The sequence below is a fragment of the Caballeronia sp. 11_S32 genome (assembly GCF_056930355.1).
Genome location: NZ_JBXOWH010000003.1, coordinates 1,478,639 through 1,500,938, shown reverse-complemented (window position 1 = coordinate 1,500,938; position 22,300 = coordinate 1,478,639). Strand labels below are relative to the sequence as shown.

At 64.8% G+C, this 22,300-nt stretch carries 19 protein-coding genes; 13 read left to right on the top strand and 6 right to left on the bottom strand.

Going from position 1 to position 22,300, the window contains the following annotated elements; translation table 11 throughout:
* The first annotated feature begins 4 nt into the window (after nt 1-4).
* The 3 genes from AC1Z32_RS18585 to AC1Z32_RS18575 all read left to right on the top strand — a co-directional run bounded on the left by AC1Z32_RS18585 (nt 5) and on the right by AC1Z32_RS18575 (nt 7,261).
* Entirely contained in the window at nt 5-3,127 is a 3,123-nt protein-coding gene (locus tag AC1Z32_RS18585; RefSeq protein WP_483479992.1) for an MdtB/MuxB family multidrug efflux RND transporter permease subunit, read from the top strand.
* Nucleotides 3,128-3,130: 3 nt separating this feature from the next.
* A complete protein-coding gene (locus AC1Z32_RS18580; protein ID WP_483479991.1) occupies nt 3,131-6,451 on the top strand; it encodes an efflux RND transporter permease subunit in 3,321 nt (1,106 codons plus the stop codon).
* 105 nt (nt 6,452-6,556) lie between these two features.
* Complete coding sequence (locus AC1Z32_RS18575; protein ID WP_483479990.1) at nt 6,557-7,261, top strand: SDR family oxidoreductase; 705 nt, start codon at nt 6,557-6,559, stop codon at nt 7,259-7,261.
* Here the strand turns inward: AC1Z32_RS18575 and kdpE are convergent.
* Genes kdpE through AC1Z32_RS18555 form a run of 4 tightly spaced genes read right to left on the bottom strand, consistent with a single transcriptional unit; the run spans nt 7,237 to nt 10,166 of the window.
* The gene (kdpE, locus tag AC1Z32_RS18570; protein ID WP_483479989.1) at nt 7,237-7,935 is read right to left on the bottom strand and encodes a two-component system response regulator KdpE; all 699 of its coding nucleotides are present in this window, start codon (nt 7,933-7,935) and stop codon (nt 7,237-7,239) included. The genes AC1Z32_RS18575 and kdpE overlap by 25 nt on opposite strands.
* Nucleotides 7,936-7,966: 31 nt before the next feature.
* Nucleotides 7,967-8,941, bottom strand: a complete 975-nt coding sequence (locus AC1Z32_RS18565) for a quinone oxidoreductase family protein (RefSeq protein WP_483479988.1) — start codon at nt 8,939-8,941, stop codon at nt 7,967-7,969.
* A 27-nt stretch (nt 8,942-8,968) separates the two neighbouring features.
* Complete coding sequence (locus tag AC1Z32_RS18560) at nt 8,969-9,358, bottom strand: methylglyoxal synthase (protein WP_483479987.1); 390 nt, start codon at nt 9,356-9,358, stop codon at nt 8,969-8,971.
* Between the two features lie 28 nt (nt 9,359-9,386).
* Nucleotides 9,387-10,166, bottom strand: coding sequence for an SDR family oxidoreductase (locus AC1Z32_RS18555; protein ID WP_483479986.1), 780 nt, complete (start codon nt 10,164-10,166; stop codon nt 9,387-9,389).
* Nucleotides 10,167-10,450: 284 nt separating this feature from the next.
* Between AC1Z32_RS18555 and upp the strand changes: the two genes are divergently transcribed.
* From upp to rng, 9 genes are all read left to right on the top strand, one after another.
* Complete coding sequence (upp, locus tag AC1Z32_RS18550) at nt 10,451-11,104, top strand: uracil phosphoribosyltransferase (protein WP_062602831.1); 654 nt, start codon at nt 10,451-10,453, stop codon at nt 11,102-11,104.
* A gap of 333 nt (nt 11,105-11,437) precedes the next feature.
* A complete protein-coding gene (locus AC1Z32_RS18545; protein ID WP_062602829.1) occupies nt 11,438-12,166 on the top strand; it encodes a YebC/PmpR family DNA-binding transcriptional regulator in 729 nt (242 codons plus the stop codon).
* Nucleotides 12,167-12,433: 267 nt separating this feature from the next.
* Nucleotides 12,434-13,759, top strand: coding sequence for a phosphoribosylamine--glycine ligase (gene purD / locus AC1Z32_RS18540; RefSeq protein WP_483479985.1), 1,326 nt, complete (start codon nt 12,434-12,436; stop codon nt 13,757-13,759).
* A 138-nt stretch (nt 13,760-13,897) separates the two neighbouring features.
* Complete coding sequence (gene hemF / locus AC1Z32_RS18535) at nt 13,898-14,857, top strand: oxygen-dependent coproporphyrinogen oxidase (protein WP_483479984.1); 960 nt, start codon at nt 13,898-13,900, stop codon at nt 14,855-14,857.
* Entirely contained in the window at nt 14,848-15,525 is a 678-nt protein-coding gene (locus AC1Z32_RS18530) for a nicotinate-nucleotide adenylyltransferase (RefSeq protein ID WP_483479983.1), read from the top strand. Before hemF ends, AC1Z32_RS18530 begins: the two co-directional genes overlap by 10 nt.
* Before the next feature lie 13 nt (nt 15,526-15,538).
* Nucleotides 15,539-15,991 carry a ribosome silencing factor gene (gene rsfS / locus AC1Z32_RS18525; RefSeq protein WP_014190904.1) on the top strand — a complete coding sequence of 151 codons (453 nt, stop codon included), beginning with the start codon at nt 15,539-15,541 and terminating at the stop codon, nt 15,989-15,991.
* Nucleotides 15,992-16,005: 14 nt separating this feature from the next.
* Nucleotides 16,006-16,476 carry a 23S rRNA (pseudouridine(1915)-N(3))-methyltransferase RlmH gene (gene rlmH, locus AC1Z32_RS18520; RefSeq protein ID WP_061124462.1) on the top strand — a complete coding sequence of 157 codons (471 nt, stop codon included), beginning with the start codon at nt 16,006-16,008 and terminating at the stop codon, nt 16,474-16,476.
* 63 nt (nt 16,477-16,539) lie between these two features.
* The gene (locus AC1Z32_RS18515; RefSeq protein WP_483479982.1) at nt 16,540-17,154 is read left to right on the top strand and encodes a Maf family protein; all 615 of its coding nucleotides are present in this window, start codon (nt 16,540-16,542) and stop codon (nt 17,152-17,154) included.
* 7 nt (nt 17,155-17,161) lie between these two features.
* On the top strand, nt 17,162-18,631 hold the full coding sequence (gene rng / locus AC1Z32_RS18510) for a ribonuclease G (protein ID WP_483479981.1): 1,470 nt from the start codon (nt 17,162-17,164) through the stop codon (nt 18,629-18,631).
* A 150-nt stretch (nt 18,632-18,781) separates the two neighbouring features.
* Here rng and AC1Z32_RS18505 read toward each other — a convergent pair whose 3' ends face one another.
* Entirely contained in the window at nt 18,782-18,994 is a 213-nt protein-coding gene (locus AC1Z32_RS18505; RefSeq protein WP_483479980.1) for a hypothetical protein, read from the bottom strand.
* A 148-nt stretch (nt 18,995-19,142) separates the two neighbouring features.
* On the opposite strand from AC1Z32_RS18505, the gene AC1Z32_RS18500 reads away from it, so the two are divergent.
* A complete protein-coding gene (locus AC1Z32_RS18500) occupies nt 19,143-20,411 on the top strand; it encodes a hypothetical protein (RefSeq protein ID WP_483479979.1) in 1,269 nt (422 codons plus the stop codon).
* A 76-nt stretch (nt 20,412-20,487) separates the two neighbouring features.
* On the opposite strand, the gene msbA is transcribed toward AC1Z32_RS18500, so the two are convergent.
* The gene (gene msbA, locus AC1Z32_RS18495; protein ID WP_483481675.1) at nt 20,488-22,206 is read right to left on the bottom strand and encodes a lipid A export permease/ATP-binding protein MsbA; all 1,719 of its coding nucleotides are present in this window, start codon (nt 22,204-22,206) and stop codon (nt 20,488-20,490) included.
* Nucleotides 22,207-22,300: the final 94 nt, after the last annotated feature.

The following is a 22,300-nucleotide window of genomic DNA, read 5'->3' as shown; positions in this document are numbered from 1 at the left end:
ACGCATGAACCCATCCCGCATTTTTATCCTGCGCCCGGTCGGCACGGCGCTCCTGATGGCGGCGATCATGCTGGTCGGCCTGGTCGCGCTGCGCTTTCTGCCGCTCTCGGCGCTGCCCGCCGTCGACTATCCGACGATCCAGGTCCAGACCTTCTATCCGGGCGCATCGCCGGACGTGATGACATCGAGCGTCACCGCGCCGCTCGAAAAGCAGTTCGGCCAGATGGCGAGCCTGAACCAGATGTCGTCGCAGAGTTCGGCGGGCGCATCGGTCATCACGTTGCAGTTCAGCCTCGACTTGCCGCTCGATATCGCCGAGCAGGAAGTGCAGGCGGCGATCAACGCGGCGGGCAACCTGCTGCCGTCGGATCTTCCCGCGCCGCCAATCTACGCGAAGGTGAATCCCGCCGACGCGCCCATCATGACGCTCGCCGTGAGCTCGAAAACCTTGCCGCTGACGCAGGTGCAGGATCTCGCGGACACGCGCCTCGCGCAGAAGATCTCGCAGGTGGCGGGCGTGGGCCTCGTGTCGGTGAGCGGCGGCAACCGCCCCGCCGTACGCATTCAGGCGAACACGCGCGCGCTCGCGTCATACGGCCTCAACATCGACGATCTGCGCACGACGATCTCGAACCTGAACGTCAACACGCCGAAGGGCAATTTCGACGGCCCGACGCGCGCCTACACGATCAACGCGAACGACCAGCTGACGGACGCCGACGCCTACAAGAGCGCGGTGGTCGCGTATCGGAACGGCCGGCCCGTGATGTTGACGGACGTCGCGACCATCGTGCAGGGCCCGGAGAACACGAAGCTCGGCGCGTGGGTCGATTCGACGCCAGCGATCATCCTGAACGTGCAGCGCCAGCCGGGCGCGAACGTGATCGCGGTCGTGGACGGCATCAAGAAAATCCTGCCGCAGTTGCAGCAGTCGCTGCCGGCGGCGCTCGACGTGCGTGTCGTCACCGACCGCACCACGACCATCCGCGCGTCCGTGCGCGATGTTCAATTCGAGCTCGCGCTGTCCGTCGTGCTCGTCGTGCTGGTCATCTATCTGTTCCTCGCGAACGTCTACGCGACGATCATCCCCAGCCTGTCCGTGCCGCTCTCGCTCGTCGGCACGCTCGCGGTCATGTATCTGTGCGGCTTCTCGCTCGACAATCTCTCGCTGATGGCGCTGACCATCGCGACGGGCTTCGTCGTCGATGACGCGATCGTGATGATCGAAAACATCGCGCGCTACGTCGAGGAAGGCGACCCGCCGCTCGAAGCCGCATTGAAGGGTTCGAAGCAGATCGGCTTCACCATCATCTCGCTGACGGTGTCGCTCATCGCCGTGCTGATTCCGCTGCTCTTCATGGGCGATGTCGTCGGCCGGCTCTTCCACGAATTCGCGATCACGCTCGCGGTGACCATCGTGATTTCGGCGATCGTTTCGCTGACGCTCGTGCCCATGATGTGCGCGAAGCTCCTGCGCCACACGCCGCCGAAGGAAAGCAAGCGCTTCGAGGCGCGCGCGCATCAGTTCATCGATTACGTGATCGGCCGTTATGCGGTCGCGCTCGAATGGGTGCTGGAGCGCCAGCGCGCGACGCTCGTGGTCGCGGTGCTCACGCTCGTGCTGACCGGCGTGCTGTACGTGTTCATCCCGAAGGGCTTCTTCCCGACGCAGGACACCGGCGTGATCCAGGCGATCACGCAGGCGCCGCAGGCCGCGTCGTATCAGGCAGTGGCCGCGCAGCAGCAGGCGCTCGCCGCCAAGATCCTGCAGAATCCCGACGTGGAAAGCCTGACCTCGTTCGTCGGCGTGGATGGCAGCAACATCACGCTCAACAGCGGGCGGATGCTCATCAACCTGAAACCGCGCGACGACCGCAGCAACACGTCGAGCGACATCATCCGCACCATTCAGAGCGAAGTCGCGGACATTCCCGGCATCAAGCTCTACATGCAGCCGGTGCAGGATCTGACCATCGACTCCACCGTCAGCCCGACGCAATATCAGTTCATGCTGACGGACCCGAATCCGTCCGAGTTCGCGGAATGGGTGCCGAAGCTCGTCGAGCGTCTGCAGCACACGTCGGTCCTGACGGATGTCGCCACCGACCTCCAGCAGAACGGCCAGTCGGTGTACATCGAGATCGACCGCGCGACGGCCGCGCGCTTCGGTATCACGCCCGCGACCGTCGACAACGCGCTCTACGACGCATTCGGCCAGCGCATCATCTCGACGATCTTCACGCAGTCGAACCAGTACCGCGTGATTCTCGAAGCCGAACCTTCGGACGCGCACTACAGCGAGACGCTGAACGGCATCTATCTGCCCTCCTCGACCGCGAGCAACGGTCAGGTGCCGCTTTCGGCCATCGCGAAGTTCCACGAGCGCGCGGCGCCCCTGCTCGTCACGCACCTCGGGCAGTTCCCGGCGACGACCGTCTCCTTCAACCTCGCGAAGGGCGCATCGCTCGGCGAAGCGGTAAAGGCGATCGAGGCGGCGAAGCAGGACATCGGCCTGCCCGCGTCGTTCCAGATCCGCTTCCAGGGCGCGGCGCTCGCGTTCCAGGCGTCGCTGTCGAACGAACTGTTCCTGATTCTCGCGGCCATCGTCACGATGTATATCGTGCTCGGCGTGCTGTATGAGAGCTTCATCCATCCGATCACGATCCTTTCGACGCTGCCTTCCGCGGGCGTCGGCGCGCTGCTCTCGCTGATGATCACCGGACACGATCTGGACATCATCGGCATCATCGGCATCGTGCTCTTGATCGGCATCGTGAAGAAGAACGCGATCATGATGATCGACTTCGCGCTCGAAGCCGAACGCGACCAAGGCAAGCCGCCGCGCGAGGCGATCTTTCAGGCGTGCCTCCTGCGCTTCCGCCCGATTCTCATGACGACCATGGCCGCGCTGCTCGGCGCACTGCCGCTCATGGTCGGCTGGGGCGCGGGCTCGGAGCTGCGGCATCCGCTGGGTATCGCGATCGTCGGCGGTCTGATCGTGTCGCAGTTGCTCACGCTCTTCACGACGCCCGTGATCTATCTCGCCTTCGATTCGCTCGGCGCCAGGCTGCGCGCGCGTTTTCATCGTGATACGCCGGGCACGCCGGCCGCCGGTGAAGGACGCTGAGCCATGAACCTGTCGCGCATCTTCATCGACCGGCCGGTAGCCACGACGCTGCTCGCGATCGGCATCGCGCTCGCGGGCATGTTCGCGTTCGTGCGGCTGCCGGTCGCGCCGCTGCCGCAAGTCGATTTCCCGACGATCTCCGTGCAGGCGTCGCTGCCCGGCGCGAGCCCTGAAACGGTCGCGACGAGCGTGGCGAGTCCGCTCGAGCGGCATCTCGGCACCATCGCCGACGTGAGCGAGATGACATCGATGAGCTCGGTCGGCTCGACGCGCATCACGCTGCAATTCGGCCTCAACCGCGACATCGACGGCGCCGCGCGCGACGTGCAGGCCGCGATCAACGCCGCGCGCGCCGATCTGCCCACTTCGCTGCGCAGCAACCCCACGTATCACAAGGTCAACCCGGCAGACGCGCCGATCCTCGTGCTCGCGCTCTCCTCGCCCACGCGCACGGCGGGCGCGCTCTACGATTCAGCCGCGACCGTGCTGCAACAAACGTTGTCGACGGTGCCGGGCGTCGGCGAAGTCGACGTGAGCGGTTCCGCGAATCCGGCGGTGCGCGTCGAGCTGGAGCCGGGCGCGCTGTTCCACTACGGCATCGGCCTGGAGGACGTACGCGCCGCGCTGGCATCGGCGAATGCGAACAGCCCGAAGGGCGCGATCGAGTTCAAGGGCACGCGCGTCCAGCTCTACACCAACGATCAGGCGAGCAAGGCCGCGCAGTACAGGGATCTCGTGGTGGCGTACCGCAACGGCTCGGCGGTGAAGCTTTCGGACGTCGGCGAAGTGGTCGATTCGGTCGAGGACTTGCGCAATCTCGGCCTCATCAACAACAAGCGCGCGGTGCTCGTGATTCTGTATCGCCAGCCGGGCGCGAACATCATCGAGACGATCGACCGCGTGAAGTCGATGCTGCCGCAGTTGCAGGCCGCCCTGCCCGCCGACGTGCAGATCACGCCGACCGCCGACCGCTCCGTCACGATCCGCTCGTCGCTGCACGACACCGAGCTGACGCTCGTGATTGCGGTGGCGCTCGTCGTGATGGTCGTGTTCCTGTTCCTGCGCAACTGGCGCGCGACGCTGATACCGAGCGTGGCCGTGCCGATATCGATCATCGGCACCTTCGCGGCCATGTATCTGCTCGGCTTCTCGCTCGACAACCTCTCGCTGATGGCGCTGACTATCGCGACGGGCTTCGTCGTCGACGACGCGATCGTCGTGTTGGAGAACATCACCCGGCATGTCGAGAAAGGCGTGCCGCGCATGCAGGCCGCGATACTCGGCGCGCGGGAAGTGGGCTTCACGGTGCTGTCGATCAGCGTGTCGCTCGTCGCCGTGTTCCTGCCGATCCTGCTGATGGGCGGCATCGTCGGGCGGCTGTTCCGCGAGTTCGCGCTCACGCTCTCGCTCGCGATCGGCGTATCGCTCGTGGTCTCGCTGACCGTCACGCCGATGATGTGCTCGCGCCTGCTGCAGGAGCCTGGCAAGCGCAAGGAAGAAGGCCGCATCGCGCGCTGGCTGGAACGCCAGTTCGACCGCATGCAGCGCGGCTACGCGCGCACGCTCGGCTGGGCGCTCGCGCATCCGCGCACGATCCTGCTGATCCTGCTCGCGACCATCGGGCTGAACATCTATCTGTACGTCATCGTGCCGAAGGGCTTTTTCCCGCAGCAGGATACGGGGCGCATCGTCGGTGGCATTCAGGCGGACCAGAGCACGTCGTTCCAGGCGATGAAAATCAAGTTCGCGGAGATGATGAAGATCGTCGAGGCGGATCCGGCCGTCGACAGCGTCGCGGGCTTCACAGGCGGGCGCTCGACGAACTCCGGCTTCATGTTCATTTCGCTGAAACCGAAGAGCGAACGCAAGGTGACGGCGGATCAGGTCATCAACCGCCTGCGCAAGCCGCTCGCGGATGTCGCCGGCGCGCGCACGTTCCTGCAGGCCGTGCAGGATATTCGCGTGGGAGGGCGGCAGTCGAACGCGCAGTATCAGTTCACGCTGTTGTCCGATACGACCTCGGACCTCTACAAGTGGGGGCCGATACTCACCGACGCGCTGCAAAAGCGGCCCGAACTCGCCGACGTCAACTCCGACCAGCAGCAAGGCGGCCTGGAGGCGATGGTCACGTTCGACCGCGCCACCGCCGCGCGCCTGGGCATCAAGCCCGCGCAGATCGACAACACGCTCTATGACGCATTCGGCCAGCGCCAGGTTTCGACGATCTACAACCCACTGTCGCAGTATCACGTCGTGATGGAGCTCGCGCCGAAATACTGGCAGGACCCGGAGATGCTCAAGCAGCTCTACATCAGCACGTCGGGCGGCACGGCGAGCGGCTCGGCATCGACGCAATCGACGACTACCTCGGCTTCGGCATCCGCGACCGGCTCGACCGGCGTGAGCGGTTCGTCGGCGAGCGCCACCGACACCACCGCCGCCCTCGCGCTCGCCGCCGTCAAGAACTCGGCCACCAACGCGATCGCGGCGACGGGCAAGAACGGCTCGTCGTCGGGCGCGGCGGTGTCGACATCGAAGGAAACGATGGTGCCGCTTTCGGCCATCGCGAAGTTCGGGCCGGGCAACACGCCGCTTTCGGTGAATCACCAGAGCCAGTTCGTCGCGTCGACGATCTCGTTCAATCTGCCGCCGGGCAAGTCGCTTTCGGACGCGACCGCCGCGATCTACGAGACGATGGCCCAGATCGGCGTGCCGCCAACCATCCACGGCAGCTTCCAGGGCACCGCGCAGGCGTTCCAGCAATCGCTCAACGACCAGCCGATGTTGATTCTCGCGGCGCTCGCGGCCGTGTATATCGTGCTCGGCATCCTGTACGAGAGCTACATCCATCCGATCACGATTCTCTCGACGCTGCCGTCCGCGGGCATCGGCGCGCTGCTCGCACTGCTGCTCTTCAAGACGGAGTTCAGCATCATTGCGCTGATCGCGGTGATTCTGCTGATCGGCATCGTGAAGAAGAACGCGATCATGATGGTCGACTTCGCGATAGAGGCGACGCGCCACGGCGCGCAAACGCCGCAGGACGCGATCCGCGAAGCGTGTCTGTTGCGCTTCCGCCCGATCATGATGACGACCGCCGCCGCCCTGCTCGGCGCGCTGCCGCTCGCGTTCGGCACCGGCGAAGGCTCGGAGATGCGCGCGCCGCTCGGCATCGCGATCGTTGGCGGGCTGATCGTGAGCCAGATGTTGACGCTCTATACGACGCCCGTCGTCTATCTCTACATGGACCGCTTCCGCATTCGCGCGGAACAACGGCGCGCGCGCCGTCAGCGCCGGGCGCGTCCGGCGAACGCGGCGGAGTGAAAATGCTGCGGGCGCAAATGCGTACCGCAGCAAGCCGCTCGAAAATCGCCTACTTTGTCGGGTAGAGGTAGAGGGTAAGGCCCAAGGCGAAGGAGCGTTTTCTCCATGACCACGCGAAAGGTTCTGCTGATCGGCGCGCACGGCCGCACGGGCCGGCTGATCGCGCAGCGTCTGCACGACGAAGCCGTGCCCTTTCGCGCGATGCTGCGCAAGTCCGCGCACAAGAGCGAGTTCGCGGCAATGGGCGCCGAAATCGTGCTCGGCGATCTGACCAACGATTTCTCCCATGCCTTCGACGACATCACGCATGTGATCTACGCGGCCGGATCGGCGGAAACGGAAGGCGTGCACGAGGAGCGCGCGATCGACCGGGACGCCGTCATGCGCACCGCCGATTACGCGAAGCGCCGGCGCGTGCAACAGCTCGTCGTGATCAGCGCGCTGTCGGCTTTCGATCCGCAGCGCAGCGGCTTCGCGCTACGCCATTACTCGCGGATGAAGCGCGAAGCCGATGAATACATCGCGCATCGCGGCGTGCCCTACGCGATCCTTCGGCCCGGGCCGCTCTCGGACGAGCCCGCGCACGGCGCGATCGCGCTCGCGAACGAACTCACGAAGAGCAAGCCGGAAGTGGCGCGCGCGGACGTCGCGCGCATCGCGGTGCAATGCGTGACGCTTTGCATCGGCAACAGGATGATCGCGTTCACCGGCGGCGATGAGCCGATCGACACCGTGCTCCACGCGCTGAAGCTCGAACCCGTGCACGCCACCCATCACGCTGCCCATCACGCCGCGCCGACGAGCCTGTAACCGACGCCCGTTTCCGTCACGATATGTTCGGGCTGCGCGGGATCGCGCTCGAGCTTCTGACGCAGATGCGCCATGTAGATGCGCAGATAGTGCGGGCTTTCGACATGCGACGGCCCCCACACCTCCACCAGCAATTGCCGATGCGTGAGCACGCGCCCCGCATGCCGCACGAGCGTCGAAAGCAGCCGGTATTCGATCGGCGTCAGATGCACGGGCTCGCCGCCCCTCGTGACGCGGCGCAACGCGAAATCGACGGTCACATCGCCGAAGGTGACGACAGGCGTCTCGCTCGCCGACGCCTGATTGCGCCGCCGCAGATGCGCGCGAATCCGCGCCATCAGTTCCGAGACGCCGAAGGGCTTGGTGAGATAGTCGTCCGCGCCGGCATCGAGCGCGGCGACCTTCTCTTCCTCCTGCGTGCGCGCCGACAGCACGATGATCGGCAGTCCGGTCCAGCCGCGCAGTTCGCGGATCACGTCGATACCGTCGGTATCGGGCAGGCCGAGATCGACGATGACGAGATCGGGCTTGCGCGTCGCCGCTTCGACGAGACCTTTCTGCCCGGTTTCGGCTTCGTGGACCGTCATGCCCTGCGCTTCGAGCGACACGCGCACGAAGCGGCGAATCTGTTTCTCGTCCTCGATCAGGACGACGGTGACGGACGGCTCGCTCATCGGGTGGCCGTCCGTGCGGCTTGTCGTCGTTTCAAGGCAGAAGGATCGTCGAGCCAGTCGTCTTGCGCGCTTCGAGGTCTTCGTGCGCGCGCGCCGCGTCGGACAGCGGATAACGCTGGCGCACGTTCGTCTTCACCTTGCCCGACGCGACGACTTCGAACAGTTCGGCGGCCATCGCATCGAGATCGCTGCGTTTGGCGATGTAACTGAAAAGCGTCGGCCGCGTGAAATAGAGCGAGCCGCGTCCGGCGAGCTCCGAGGAATCGATCGGCGGCAGCGGACCCGACGAATTGCCGAAGCTCACGAACAGCCCGAGCGGCGAAAGGCAATCGAGCGACGCGATATACGTGTCCTTGCCGATCGAATCGTAGACGACGGGCACACCCGCGCCGTTGGTGATCTCGCGCACGCGCTGCGTGAAGTTCTCGCGCGTGTAGACGATCGGATAGTCGCAGCCGTGCGCCTTCGCGAGCTCGGCCTTCTCGTCGGAACCGACCGTGCCGATCACCGTCGCGCCGAGCGCCTTCGCCCACTGGCACGCGAGCATGCCGACGCCGCCCGCCGCCGCGTGGATCAACACCGTGTCGCCCGCCTTCACGCGATAGGTCCGGCGCAGAAGATACTGCGCGGTCAGGCCTTGCAGCATGATCGACGCCGCGTCCTCGTAGCCGATCGAATCCGGCAGCTTGACGACGTAATCCGCCGACATCACGCGTTCTTCCGCATAAGCGCCCGGCGGACGCGACGCATACGCGACGCGATCGCCCGGCTTGAACTGCGTGACGCCCTCGCCGACCGCCGTCACCTCGCCCGCCGCTTCCATGCCGAGGCCGCCGGGCAGCGGCATCGGATAGAGGCCGGTGCGGAAATACACGTCGATGAAATTGAGGCCCACCGCGTGATGCTTCACGCGGATCTCGCCCTTGGCCGGCGCGCCCACGTCCACGTCGACCCACTTCATGACTTCGGGGCCGCCTGCCTTGTCGAATCGGATTGCCTTGGTCATCGCTCGTTTGTCTCCAGATGCATTCAGTCAGGAAGCCTGCGCGAAACGCAGGCGCAAGTCGTCGAGAATCATGCGCGCCGTCGCGATGTTGGTCGCGCACGGCACGTTGTGCACGTCGCAGGCGCGCACGAGCGCGTTGATGTCGGGCTCGTGCGGCTGCGGGGTCATCGGGTCGCGCAGGAAGATCACGATTTGCACGCGCCCTTCCGCCAGTTCCGCGCCGATCTGCAAATCGCCGCCGTGCGGGCCGGACAGCTTGCGCTCGACTTCCAGCCCGTGCGCCGCCGCGATGCGCCCGCCCGTCGTGCCCGTCGCAACCAGGCTGCATTGCGCGAGCGTGTCGACGAACTCGCCCGCGAGCGTGACGATGTCGTCCTTCTTCATGTCGTGCGCGATCAGCGCGACGCGTGTGGTCATCGGATGCTCCGTGTCAGTACGTGCCTGCTCAGTAGGTGCCCGGATAGGCGCCGCCGTCGATCAGCCAGTTCTGGCCGGTGATGTAGCCCGCGTGCACGCTGCACAGGAACGCGCAGGCCTTGCCGAACTCTTCCGGCGTGCCGAAGCGCCCGGCCGGCAGGCTTTCCGCACGGCGCGCGCGCACTTCGTCGAGCGGAAGGTTCTGCGCCTTCGCCTGCGCTTCCATGGTCACGGCGATGCGGTCGGTGTCGAAGGTGCCCGGCAGCAGGTTGTTGATCGTGACGCCCGTCGAAGCGACCTTGCGCGCGACGCCCGCGACGAAGCCCGTCAGCCCCGAGCGCGCGCCGTTGGACAGGCCGAGCACATCGATCGGCGCCTTCACCGACGAGCTCGTGATGTTCACGACGCGCCCGAAGCCGCGCTCGATCATCCTGTCGATGGTCGCCTTCATCAGTTCGATCGGCGTCAGCATGTTCGCTTCGAGCGCCTTGATCCACATCTCGTGCGTGAACGTGCGGAAGTCGCCCGGCGGCGGGCCGCCCGCGTTGTTGACCAGGATGTCAGGCGCGGGGCACGCGGCGAGCGCGGCGGCGTGGCCTTCGGGCGTCGTGATGTCGCCCGCGACCGTTTTCACGTCGACGCCATATTGCGCGCGGATGTGCGCGGCCGTCGCTTCGAGCGCTTCGGCCGTGCGCGCGGTGATCACCAGATTCACGCCCTCGGCGGCCAGCGCCTCGGCGCAGCCGCGTCCGAGGCCCTTGCTCGCCGCGCACACCAGCGCCGTGCGCCCTGCGATTCCCATATCCATCGTTACATCCTCCGTTGTCTTTGCTGCGTTGGTTCGGCACGCGCGTTGCGGCGCATGCGGGTCTCATGTCTTCTCATGCCTCTCGCGCAATTCTAGAAGAATCGGGGCGGAAACGTCGGAGGCCACTCGAGGCGTACGGTTTGCGAATCTTCTTAGGGGACAGCGGGCTTTTGGGTAAACTGTCGCCACTGCCCGCTCCGGCGCCGTCGTGGTTTCGTCCGCGCCATTTCCCGAGCGTCAGAAGCAGAACCTCACACGAGCAGGACGCGCAGCGCGCGAGACCCATGAAACAAGACAGCCGCTTTCCCAATCTCTTCATCCTCGATCACCCGCTGATCCAGCACAAGCTCACCCACATGCGCGACAAGGACACGTCCACGCGCACGTTCCGCGAGCTGCTGCGGGAAATCACGCTGCTGATGGGCTACGAAATCACGCGCAATCTGCCGCTCACGACCAAGCGCGTGGAAACGCCGCTCGTCGAGATCGACGCGCCCGTGATCGCCGGCAAGAAGCTCGCGATCGTGCCGGTGCTGCGCGCGGGCATCGGCATGTCGGACGGGCTGCTGGATCTGGTGCCCTCGGCGCGCGTCGGGCATATCGGCGTGTATCGGGCGGAGGATCACCGGCCGGTCGAGTATCTCGTGCGCCTGCCGCCCGATCTCGAGGAGCGTGTCTTCATCCTGTGCGATCCGATGGTCGCCACCGGCTACTCGGCGGTGCACGCCGTCGACGTGATGAAGCGCCGCAAGGTGCAGGCCGAGAACATCATCTTCGTCGCGCTGGTGGCCGCGCCCGAGGGCGTGAAGGTATTCCAGGACGCGCATCCGGACGTGAAGCTCTATGTCGCGTCGCTAGACTCGCATCTGAACGATCATGCGTATATCGTCCCCGGTCTCGGCGACGCCGGCGACCGGCTCTTCGGCACCCGGAACTGAGCGCGCCCTTCGTGGCTCCGACCGCCGCGCCACCGCGCGGCGGTTTGCGTTTACGCGTGGATTCGCCTCGATTCGCCGAAATTTCACCCGGTTTGCGCCGTTTTTCCCGTTCCGGTCCGCGCGCGGCGGTACAGGGAGCGCGTGCCGCCATGCTAAAATTTCGGTCTGTTCCTATTCGGGTTACGCCGGATCAAGCCGATCCGCGAGCGAACCCCGCGGCCGTCCGGGAAACCACGCGCGCGAACGCGCAGCAAAGCTGCCGCGAACAGACACATTCAGCACGACAGCACACTAGGCGCACGGCTTCATGCCCGCGCGCGATGGAGAAAGGTAATGGCGGGTCATTCGAAATGGGCCAACATCAAGCATAAGAAGGCCGCGGCCGACGCGAAGAAAGGCAAGGTCTGGACGCGCCTCATCAAGGAAATCCAGGTCGCGGCGCGCATGGGCGGCGGCGAGGTCGATTCGAACCCGCGCCTGCGTCTCGCTGTCGACAAGGCGTACGACGCCAACATGCCGAAGGACAACATCAACCGCGCGATCCAGCGCGGCGTGGGCGGCGTGGATGGCGCGAATTACGAGGAAATCCGCTACGAAGGCTACGGCATCGGCGGCGCGGCGATCATCGTCGACACCATGACGGACAACCGCACCCGCACCGTCGCGGAAGTGCGCCACGCATTCTCGAAGTTCGGCGGCAACATGGGCACGGACGGCTCGGTGTCGTTCATGTTCGATCACGTCGGCCAGTTCCTGTTCGCGCCCGGCACGCCGGAAGACAAGCTGATGGACGCCGCGCTCGAAGCCGGCGCCGACGACGTCGTGACGAACGAAGACGGCAGCATCGAAGTGATCTGCCCGCCGAACGATTTTCAGAAGGTGAAGGACGCGCTCGAAGCCGCCGGCTTCAAGGCGGAACTCGCCGAAGTAACGATGAAACCGCAGACGGAAGTCGAGTTCAGCGGCGACGACGCGGTCAAGATGCAAAAACTGCTCGACGCGCTCGAAAATCTCGACGACGTGCAAGAGGTCTACACGAACGCCGCGATCGACGAAGACTGATTCGGGTCGCACCGGGGCGCGCGGCAGAACGAAAGCCGCCCGCCCTCGCATGGAATGTCTTTCGCTTCGGCTCGCAGGCCGGAGCAGCGCCGGGCAATCGATGAACCATCGACGCGGCGCGGCATCGTCAGGTAAGGCGCGTGACGCAGCCGATGTCGGCGCGAGCCGCCTTCGCGACGTCGTGACGTCCGTCATGCGTGCGCTTCGCGCGCGATGCGCCCGCCGCTTTTTCTCAAGCCGCTTTTTGTCAGGATTTCGGGGATTCACATGAAGTTACTTGTCGTCGGTTCCGGCGGCCGCGAACATGCGCTGGCCTGGAAGCTCGCGCAATCGCCGCGCGTGCAGATCGTCTATGTGGCGCCGGGCAACGGCGGCACCGCGCAGGACGAGCGCCTGCGCAACGTCGACATCACGGACCCGGCGGAACTCGCCGATTTCGTCGAAAAGGAGCATGTCGCGTTCACGCTCGTCGGGCCCGAGCAGCCGCTCGCCGCGGGCATCGTCAACCTGTTCCGCTCGCGCGGGCTCAAGATCTTCGGGCCGAGCAGGGAAGCCGCGCAACTCGAAAGCTCGAAGGACTTCGCCAAGGCGTTCATGAAGCGCCACAACATCCCGACCGCCGAGTACGAAACCTTCTCCGAGACCGCCGCCGCGCACGCGTACATCGACGCCAAAGGCGCGCCGATCGTCATCAAGGCGGACGGCCTCGCGGCCGGCAAGGGCGTCGTCGTCGCGATGACGCTGGAAGAAGCGCACGCCGCCGTCGATTCGATGCTCGCCGACAACAAGCTCGGCGATGCGGGCGCGCGCGTCGTCATCGAGGAATTCCTCGCGGGCGAGGAAGCGAGCTTCATCGTGATGGTGGACGGCAAGCACGTGCTGCCGCTCGCGTCCAGCCAGGACCACAAGCGCCTGCTCGACGGCGACAAAGGTCCGAACACCGGCGGCATGGGCGCGTACTCGCCCGCGCCGATCGTCACGCCGCAACTGCACGCGCGCGTGATGCGCGAGATCATCCAGCCGACAGTGCGCGGCATGGAAAGCGAAGGCATCCGCTTCACCGGCTTCCTGTATGCGGGCCTGATGATCGACGCGAACGGCAATCCGAAAACGCTCGAATTCAACTGCCGCATGGGCGATCCGGAGACGCAGCCGATCATGGCGCGTCTGAAGGGCGATTTCTCGAAGGTCGTGGAAATGGCGATCGACGGCAAGCTCGACGCCGTGGAACTCGACTGGGACCGCCGCACGGCGCTCGGCGTCGTGCTCGCGGCGCACAACTATCCGGAGACGCCGCGCAAGGGCGACCGCATCAGCGGCATTCCGGCGGAAACCGAGCATTCCGTCACTTTCCACGCAGGCACGACGCTCACCGACGGCAAGCTCACCACCTCGGGCGGGCGCGTATTGTGCGTCGTCGGATTGGCGGATTCCGTGCGCGGCGCGCAATCCGTGGTCTACGATACAGTGAATCAGATCTCGTTCGACGGCATGCAGTATCGGCGGGACATTGGCTATCGCGCGCTGAACCGCAAGCAATCCTCGGAGAAGCCGGCGGAAAAGCAGGCGGAGAAGCCGGCCGACAAGCAGTAGGCCAGGCACGCGCGGCTCACGCCGCACCAGCACACGCGCTGCCGGACCTCGTGTCCGGCAGCGTGCTTTTGAGAGTTTTGACACGAAGGGTTAACCCCCGCCCATTCATGGCCGCCATCATGGCGCACGCAGCAATCGATGAGTGAACCGAACCGCAGCGCGGAACAACGCAAAGAACACGACGCCGCCCACGATATCGGGGCCGTCCGCGACTATCTGACGGGCCTGCAGACGCGCATCGCCGATGCGCTCGGCGCCTTCGACGGCACCGCCTTCGCCACGGACGCCTGGACCCGCGAGCCCGGCGCGCATCTGCGCGGCGGCGGCGTGACGCGCATCCTGGAAGGCGGCGGCTTCTTCGAGCGCGCCGGCATCGGTTTTTCGGACGTGCAAGGCGACGCGCTGCCGCCGTCCGCGAGCGCGGCGCGCCCGCAACTCGCGGGGCGCGGCTTCGAGGCGCTGGGCGTGTCGCTCGTGATGCATCCGCGCAATCCGCACTGCCCGACCGTGCACATGAACGTGCGCATGCTGACCGCGACGAAGGAAGGCGAAGCGCCGATCTTCTGGTTCGGCGGCGGCATGGATCTCACGCCGATCTACGGCTACGAGGAAGACGCGCGCCATTTCCACCGGGTCTGCCGCGACGCGCTCGATCCGTTCGGCGCGGACCTGTACCCGCGCTTCAAGACGTGGTGCGACGAGTATTTCCATCTGAAGCACCGCGACGAGCAGCGCGGCATCGGCGGAATTTTCTTCGATGACTACTCGGAGCCCGGCTTCGAGCGCTCGTTCGCGATGATGCGCAGCGTCGGCGATGCGTTCCTGAAGGCGTATCAGCCGGTCATCGAGCGCCGCTGCGACACGCCGTATGGCGAGCGCGAGCGGGAGTTTCAGGCCTATCGGCGCGGCCGCTACGTCGAGTTCAATCTCGTGTTCGACCGCGGCACGCACTTCGGCCTGCAAAGCGGCGGACGCACCGAGTCGATTCTGATGTCGATGCCGCCCGTCGCGAACTGGCGCTACGACTGGAAGCCAGAGCCGGGCACGCCGGAAGCGCGCCTCTACTCCGATTTCCTGGTGCGGCGCGAATGGCTGTGACGCCCCGCACGAAACGCGTCGGCATTTTCGGCGGCACCTTCGATCCGATTCACAACGGGCATCTCGCGCTCGCCGGGCGCTTCGTCGAGCTGCTGCAACTGACCGAGCTCGTGCTCCTGCCCGCCGGTCAGCCGTGGCAGAAAGCGGGCGTATCGGCGCCGGAGCATCGGCTGGCGATGACGCGCGCGGCGGCGGCATCGCTTTCGCTCGATGGCGTGCAGGTCACCGTCGCCACCGACGAGATCGATCGCCACGGCGACACCTATACCGTCGACACCCTCGCGCACTGGCGCGAACGCGAAGGCGCCGATGCGTCGATCACGCTGCTGATGGGCGCGGATCAGCTGGTCAAGCTCGATTCGTGGCATCAATGGAAGCGCCTTTTCGACTACGCGCACATCTGCGTGGAAACGCGCGCGGGCTTCGACATCGCGACGTTGCCCGCCGCAGTCGCCGCCGAACTCGAAGCGCGCCGCGCATCGCCCGACGTATTGCGCGCGAGCCCGCACGGCCACATGCACATCGACGAAACGCTGTTGCTCGACGTATCCGCCACGGCGATCCGCGAGGCAGCACGCACGATGAAAGGCACGACGGATGCCCGCGCCCAGGTCCCATCGGCTGTATGGGACTATATTGTTCAACATCACCTGTACCGGACACGGTAAAGACACGGTAACTATGGAACTTCAGAAGCTTCAACGCGCGATCATCGACGGTCTCGAAGACGTCAAGGCGCAAGACATCAAGGTGTTCAACACAACCCACCTCACGTCGCTGTTCGACCGCGTGGTCGTCGCGAGCGGCACGTCGAACCGGCAGACCAAGGCGCTCGCCAACAGCGTGCGCGAGAAGGTCAAGGAAGCCGGTGGCGACATCATCAGCACGGAAGGCGAAGAGATCGGCGAATGGGTGCTGGTGGATTGCGGCGACGCGGTCGTGCACATCCTCCAACCGGCGCTGCGCCAGTACTACAACCTCGAGGAAGTCTGGGGCGACAAGCCCGTGCGCGTGAAGCTGCAGAAGCCGAACATGTTCGGCGGCGCGAGCGTCACGGCGGACGAAGACGAGGACGACGAAGACGCCGCGCCCGCGGTCAAACGTCCCGCGCGCAAGACCACGCGCAAGCACTGAAGCCGCTTCATTCGATGAAGCTGGTCATCCTCGCCGTCGGACACAAGATGCCCGACTGGATCACGAATGGCTTCGACGAATACGCGAAGCGCATGCCGCCCGAGTTGCGCATCGAGCTCAAGGAGATCAAGCCCGAGCAGCGCTCGTCGGGACGCAATGCCGAGAGCGTGATGGCAGCCGAGAAGCAGCGCATCGAAGCCGCCTTGCCGAAGAACGCGCGCGTCGTCGCACTCGACGAGCGCGGCCGCGACTGGACCACGATGCAACTCGCGAACGCCCTGCCCGGCTGGCAACAGGATGGGCGTGACGTCGCGTTCGTGATCGGCGGCGCGGACGGGCTCCATCCCGATGTGAAATCGCGGGCCGAACTATTGCTGCGCGTGTCGAGCCTGACGCTGCCGCACGGCATGGTGCGCGTGCTGCTCGCCGAACAGCTTTACCGCGCGTGGAGCATCACGCAGAATCATCCTTATCATCGCGCGTGAGGCCATTCGGAGTCTGGGAAGTCTGGATCGAATGCCCGGCGCGCCATTCGAATCCAAATCACGATGCCGACTCATCCCTTCGTTTATCTCGCTTCCCAAAGCCCGCGCCGCAAGGAGTTGCTCGCTCAACTCGGCGTGCGCTACGAACTCCTTCTTCCCCGTCCCGATGAAGACGCCGAGGCGCTCGAAGCCGAGCTGCCGGGCGAAGCCGCCGATGCGTACGTCGTGCGCGTGTGCGCGCTGAAGGCGCACGCGGCACGCGCGCGGCTCTTGGCGGGAGGCCATGCGGGCGCGCCGATACTCGTCGCCGATACGACCGTGACCATCGACGGCCTGATCCTCGGCAAGCCGCTCCACGAAGAAGACGCCGTCGCGATGCTCGAGCGCCTCGCGGGGCGCGAGCACGAAGTGCTGACCGCGATCGCCGTCGTGGATGCCAACGGCATGCTGCTCGAGCCCGCGCTTTCGCGCTCGACGGTGCGCTTCGCTCGCGCGGATCGTGCTGCGCTGCAGCGCTACGCGGCATCGGGCGAGCCGCTCGGCAAGGCCGGCGCGTACGGCATACAGGGGCGCGCGGCCGAGTTCATCGAGCGAATCGACGGATCCTATTCGGGTATCATGGGTCTGCCCCTTTTCGAAACCGCAGCACTCTTGCGCGTGGCGCGCGTCGAATTCTAAACAGGCCATGAACGAAGAAATCCTGATCAACGTCACACCGCAGGAAACCCGGGTCGCACTGGTTCAGCAAGGCGCCGTTCAGGAGCTTCACGTCGAGCGCACACTTTCGCGCGGACGCGTCGGCAATGTCTATCTCGGCAAGGTCGTGCGCGTGCTGCCGGGCATGCAGTCCGCGTTCATCGATATCGGTCTCGAGCGCGCTGCGTTCTTGCATGTGGCCGATATCTGGCATCCGCGCATCGCGGGCGAGCCGCATTCGTCGACGCCGCACGTGCCTATCGAGAAGATCGTCTTCGAAGGGCAATCGCTGATGGTGCAGGTCGTGAAGGACCCCATCGGCACGAAGGGCGCGCGCTTGTCCACGCAGGTGAGCATCGCGGGGCGCACGCTGGTTTATCTGCCGCAGGAGCCGCATATCGGCATCTCGCAGAAGATCGAGAGCGAAGCGGAGCGCGAGGCCGTGCGCGCGCGTCTGACGGCCGTGCTGCCCGCGGATGAAAAAGGCGGCTATATCGTGCGGACCATCGCCGAGGATGCGACGAGCGAAGAGCTCGCGGCGGACGTCGCGTATTTGCGCAAGACCTGGGCGACGATCGTGGCTCAGGCACAGCGCGTGCCGCCCACTACCCTGCTCTATCAGGATCTGAATCTCGCGCAGCGCGTGCTGCGCGACTTCGTCAACGACGAAACCACGCGCATTCAGGTCGATTCGCGCGAAACGTTTCAGATGCTCGCTGATTTCGCCGCGGAGTTCACGCCGGCGGTTGCGTCGCGTCTGCATCACTACACCGGCGAGCGGCCGCTGTTCGATCTGTACAACATTGAGGCGGAGATTCAACGGGCGCTATCGCGGCGCGTCGATCTCAAGTCGGGCGGTTATCTGATGATCGACCAGACCGAGGCGATGACGACCATCGATGTCAATACGGGCGGCTATGTCGGCGCGCGCAATTTCGACGACACGATCTTCAAGACCAATCTCGAAGCGGCGCATACCATTGCGCGACAGCTGCGGTTGAGGAATCTCGGCGGGATCATCATCATCGATTTCATCGACATGGAGAATGTCGAGCATCGGGATCAGGTGCTGGGCGAGCTGAAGAAGGCGTTGTCGCGGGATCGCACGCGCGTGACCGTCAACGGGTTTTCACAGCTCGGGCTCGTGGAGATGACGCGCAAGCGCACGCGCGAGTCGCTCGCGCATGTGTTGTGCGAGCCTTGTCCTGTTTGTCAGGGCAAGGGGCAAGTGAAGACGCCGCGCACGGTGTGTTATGACGTGCTGCGCGAAATCATGCGCGAGTCGCGGCAGTTCAATCCGCGTGAGTTTCGCGTGGTGGCTTCGCAGCAGGTCATCGATCTGTTTCTCGAGGAAGAGTCGCAGCATCTGGCGATGCTGATGGACTTCATCGGGAAGCCGGTTTCGCTGCAGGTCGAGAGCAATCTCAGTCAGGAGCAGTATGACATCGTGTTGATGTGAGGATTTTGCCGGATCGCCAGAAAGCGGAGGTGCGGTTCCTGCGCGTCACTGCATATTGCCTCGTTGCTCCTGACGCCCCAAAGCCCCACGCGGCTCGATCGTCCCGACGGCCTCACGAGCGGCTGACCTTCGACAATGCCGACGTCTGCTTCAATGCCGAAATAGTCCCTCCAGAAACAAAGCGCGAGCGTATCCCCAATCCGTTTCCGGCTTGAACTTGCGCCAGATGTCTTTGAACGTCTTGCGGTCGTATCCGAACATCTTCGCCGCTAAGTTGGGACTGTTCGTGCTCGCGGCGAGCCCGCGCGCAATGTCGCTGAGCGCGTCAGGGACGTATTCGAATGGTTGCGCGCCGCCGAGCATCGCCCCGCCTACCGCTTCGGCAGCGCCGAGCCATGAGTAGGCGTTATTCCGCTAACAGCGCAATACCGCAGGCTCAGCGCGTCCGGGGCTCTCCGCTATACTTTCCCCCGCCTCTCAAGCCTCCGAATCGATTTTCCTGGAAATCGCGATGGACAAGCCTCTGAATGAGAAACGGTGCATAGCGGCCGGCGAATCCCATCGCGCGCTTTCTTCGCTCGCTCCGGACGCCGCGCTGACGTTCTTCACTGCCGTCGTGCTGCTGTTCTATCGCATGCCGGAGAGGCTGCAGCACGGCTATCTTTGGGCAGAGGACGCAACTGTATTCATTGCGCAAGCGTACAACTCGGGAGCGCACGCCATCCTCATGCCGTACGCGGGATACCTTCACGTCGTTCCGCGGCTAGTTGCCCTTGCCTATCGAGTGCTCGCCGAAGATCCGACGGGAATTGCAATAGCTTTTGCGTGGACATGCGCGGTCATCACCGCATTGGTCTGCGGCTATCTGTACGCGATGGCCGTTCGATATGTCCCGCGTCCCGCTGCATTCGTGATCGCACTTGCGCCCGTTCTGTTGCCGCACACAGGAGAGAGCTGGCTGAATCTCACGAATCTGCAATGGACGCTGGGACCATTGTTGATCGCGATGTTGCTGGACACGCTCGGCCGCGAGCATAACGACTACCTCGCAGCGCGCTGCTTCATCGTATTGATTCTGGCGCTCACCGGACCGGTCAGCGCCATCCTCGTCCCACTCGCCATTCTTGGCGCCTTCGCGGCATATAAACGTGCGGATGGACTTGGACGCCTTGCGCCGTTCATCATGGTGCTCGTGTCAGGACTGGTCCAGTTGGCGCTCTATAAGTTCGCGAACGACCGCCACGCTCAACACCCGTTCGCAGAGTACATCCATTACCCGTGGATGCAGGCCTTTCTGAAGAACTTTGTGATGGAGTCCCTGTTTATCCAGCAGGTTCTTCCCACGTCGGGCGATTCGATGACATACATAGGGCTGGTTGTCACCGCGATCTTCCTGGCTTGTGTGCTTTCGCCAGCAGGATGGTGGCGCGTCGTCAATATCATTGCACTAGCCGTGACCGTGGCTCTCTGGATTCTGGGCGTGGTGAGAAACGATGCACCCACGGTGGCGGTGCAGTGGTTTTACGATGGCGTCGCCAGATACACGTTCATGCCCTTCGTCCTATGCATCTGGACACTCGCGATTGCCGCCGCAAAGAGTCCGCTGAAGCTGTCGCGTTACACGGCTGTCGCATTTCTCGTGCTGCTGTTCGCCAACGGCGCGACGCGGTTCCATGCCCCGACCATGCCCATGGCAATAACAATTCAGCCGGACGGCGCGTATCTCATTCAGGCCGCGCCGGGCGGCCCTTGGCATACGACAGTGAAGTCCGCCCGCTAACAGATCACAAAGATCCGCATCCAGCCACTCTCACAATGAACTGGATCGTGCGGCCGCGGCATCGGCAAAGCACGCGTCACGCCGCCTGTTGCTGATACTGGATCCGATGCAAATGCGCATACAGGCCATCCTTGCGCAACAACTCGGCATGACTGCCCTGCTCGGCGATCCGCCCCGCCTCCATCACGAGGATCCGGTCCGCGCGCTCGATCGTCGACAGCCGGTGCGCGATGACAAGCGTCGTGCGCCCCTTCATCAGCGTCTCGAGCGCCGACTGCACGTGTCGCTCCGACTCCGAATCCAGCGCTGAGGTGGCTTCGTCGAGGATCAGGATCGGCGCATCCTTATAGATGGCCCGCGCGATCGCGAGACGCTGACGCTGCCCGCCCGACAGACGCATGCCATTGCCGCCGATCAGCGTATCGATTCCTTCAGGCAACGAAGCCACGACATCCGACAGATTCGCCGCGGCGAGCGCCGCCATCACGCGCTCGCGATCCGGCGTCTGGCCGTATGCGACGTTCGCCGCGATCGTATCGTTGAAGAGCACGACATCCTGGCTGACCATCGCGAGCTGATCGCGCAGGTCGTGCAGGTTGTATTCGGTGATCGGCACGCCATCGACGAGCACCTGACCGCCGCGCGGATCGAAGAAGCGCGGCAGCAGATTCACGAGCGTCGTCTTGCCGCTCCCCGATGGCCCGGCCAGCGCGACCATCTCGCCCGGCGCGACCTTGAACGACACGCGATCGAGCGTCGGCCGGTCGATCGAGCCGTAGCTGAAGGTCACGTCGCGGAACTCGACTTCGCCGCGCGCGCGCGGCAGACGCTTGCCGCCGCCCTCGGGCTCCGAGGGCTCGTCGATCAGGCCGAAGATCAGCTCCGCCGCCGTCATGCCGCGCTGCATGGGCTGATTGATGTCGATGAGATGCTTGAGCGGCGAAATCACGAGCAGCATTGACGTGACGAACGCGACGAAACCGCCGACGGTAGTCTGGTCGTTCGCCGACTGCACGACCGCGATCGTGATGACGATGGCGAGCGCGATCGACGCGAGAAACTGCGTGAGCGGCTGCGCGAGACCGCCCGACACCTGCATGCGCATGGAGTAGCCGCGGAGACGATAGCTCATTTCCGTGAAGCGGCCGGTCTCGTACGGCTCGCCGTTGTGCACCTTCACGACCTTGTAGCCGCCGACCGTCTCCTCGACGATGTACGACAGCTCGTTGGTCAGGGTCTGATGCTCGCGGTTCAGGCGTCGCAGCCGGCGGTTGATCTTGCTGACGAGCCAGCCGATCGCCGGAAGAATCACCGCGACGATCAGCGTGAGACGCCAGTTGAGGATGAACAGATAGCCGAGCAGGAACACGACCGTCAGGGAGTCGCGCACGAGTGTGACGACGACACTCTGCAGCACGCTCAGGATCTGGTTGACCTCGAAGACGATCGCGTTGATAACCGTGCTCGCCGTCTCGCGCTGGAAGAAACCGGCGCTCGTGTGGATCATGCGCTGGAACATCTCGAGCCGCAGTTGCAGCAGGATCTTGTTCGTCACGTACGAGAGGAAATAGCCCGACGCGTACTGCGCCCCGCCGCGCACCAGCGCAAGCCCGATGACGGCGGCCGGCACGAGCCATTTCGCGTGATCGCTGCTCTTCGAGCCGAAGCCGTGGTCGAGCAGCGGCTTCAGCAGCATCGGGATGCCCGCCTCGGTCGCTGCGACGATGCCCATCGTCAACAGGCCGAGCAACACCATGCCGAGCAGCGGGCGGATGTACGGCCATAGCCGTTTCATGACAGCCGTCGGCGAGCTGCTTTCGCCCGCGCCGATGGTCTTGCGCAATGTCTGCTTCTGGCTCAAATCTTTCCTCGGTGTTCGGTTTGCGTGA